The sequence below is a fragment of the Nonomuraea basaltis genome (genome assembly GCF_005893125.1).
Lineage (GTDB): Bacteria > Actinomycetota > Actinomycetes > Streptosporangiales > Streptosporangiaceae > Nonomuraea > Nonomuraea basaltis.
In genome coordinates, this window is sequence record NZ_VCJS01000537.1 from 1 (window position 1) to 1,568 (window position 1,568).

Here is a 1,568-nt window from a genome sequence, read left to right on the forward strand (position 1 = left end):
GTAAGCAATCAGAAGGATCTGTGACGCTGCGTGATACGAGCTGATCAGGCGTCGAGTGCGACGGGCGGCATCCACAGGTTGCCGGTGAAGGCGCAGTGGATCGCGTCGAAGGCCGACAGGCCGTGCTTGCGGGCACTGTCGAGGTAGGAGCGGACGGTCAGCCAGGCGACGGCACCCGCCTCGGACTGATGGCAGCCCGAGATCTTCACCTGGGTCTTCACCGGCCGCAGCGCCCGCTCCGCGGTGTTGTTCGTGAACGGCACCCAGCCGGGGAAATCGGCGAAACGCAGCACATCAGCGGCCCGTCGCTGGAGACGTTCCAGCAGGTTACGAGCCGGGGACTGCTTGCGTCCGGGCGCGCGGGGATGCAACGACAGCCCGACGAGGATGCCGTGGTGGAAGGACTTCAGGTAGATCTCGGCCCGCTCGGGCGGAATCTCGATCAGCCCGTCCGCCCGCGCTTTGGCAGCCTGCTTGTTCAACGCGGCCAGCGCCCAGCGGATCTGCTCGGGCCACCGCTGGCCGGGATGGTCTTCGGCCACTGCCGTCAAGTCTCTGACCAGGTGTGATCCGCAAAGTTGATGCCGGGCGTCGGGGTAGCCGTTGTAGAGCCATAGCGCGTCGTGGACCAGCACGCCCCGGAACTCGGGCAGGACCCCGAGGGCGTTGGCCCCGTCGCGGGAGCGATCGCCCAGCCCGAGCAGGGTCAGCGTGGTCGTGCAGGCCACATGCAACCAGCGGCGTGTCGACCCGATCCGGGTGGTGGTCTCATCGACATGCAGGACATGGGTGAGTGTCAACAGCGCGCGGATCAGCTTGACGCTGCCGGCGACCAAGGTGGCGGCCTCGGCCAGAATCGAACTCACCCAGCCGGGCGACACTCGCGCTCCGGTGACGTCGGCGATCAACTGCGCGCAGCGCTCCACCGGAATGTGCTGGAAGACCAGCAGGTAAGCGGCCAGTGCGCGGAGATTCGGCCCGTACGACGACGGCGATCCCGCCACCTGCTCGGGCAGAACCGCCGTGGTCACCCGGCCGCAGCCGCCACACCGGCACCGATGCGCGCGATACTCGGTCACCGTCACGGTGACCAGGGGAATGTCACGGACCTGACGCCGCGCGAAGCCGACGCTGTCGGCCGCCGACAACGTCTTTCCGCAACCGCCACACGCGTCCGGGACGTGCTCTTCGACCTGGTCCGGCGTCTCGACCATGGCCAGGCCCGCGCCGGGCGCGCCCGGCTGGCGGCCCCGCTTCTTCCCACTCTTGACCGGCGGTTTCTTCTCCGGCCGGACGAAGGTGTCGCTGGACGGCGGTAACGAGGAGTTCCCGGAGTTGCGGCCCAGCCTGCGCTCCAGCTCGGCGACCCGCGCGGTCAGCCGGTCGACCGTCTCCTCCAGCCGTGCGATCGTCTCGCGTTGGGCCTCGATCGTGGCCATCTGTCGGACCACCAGCGCCGCGAGCTCGTCATATGACGGGCGGCGATCCGGGGTCTTCGACACACGAAGATCATCCCATTGCAGGGACACCGCTCACGCCATCATGATCTTGATCTGCTGAATGCTTAC

The 1,568-nt window shown here is 67.9% G+C and carries 1 protein-coding gene; it reads right to left on the reverse strand.

Annotation, left to right across the window (positions count from 1 at the left end; all coding sequences use genetic code 11):
* Positions 1–44: 44 nt before the first annotated feature.
* Positions 45–1,502 (reverse strand): IS66 family transposase, encoded by a 1,458-nt coding sequence (gene tnpC / locus EJK15_RS69230; protein ID WP_138720910.1) that lies wholly within the window; start codon positions 1,500–1,502, stop codon positions 45–47.
* Between the last annotated feature and the right edge of the window lie 66 nt (positions 1,503–1,568).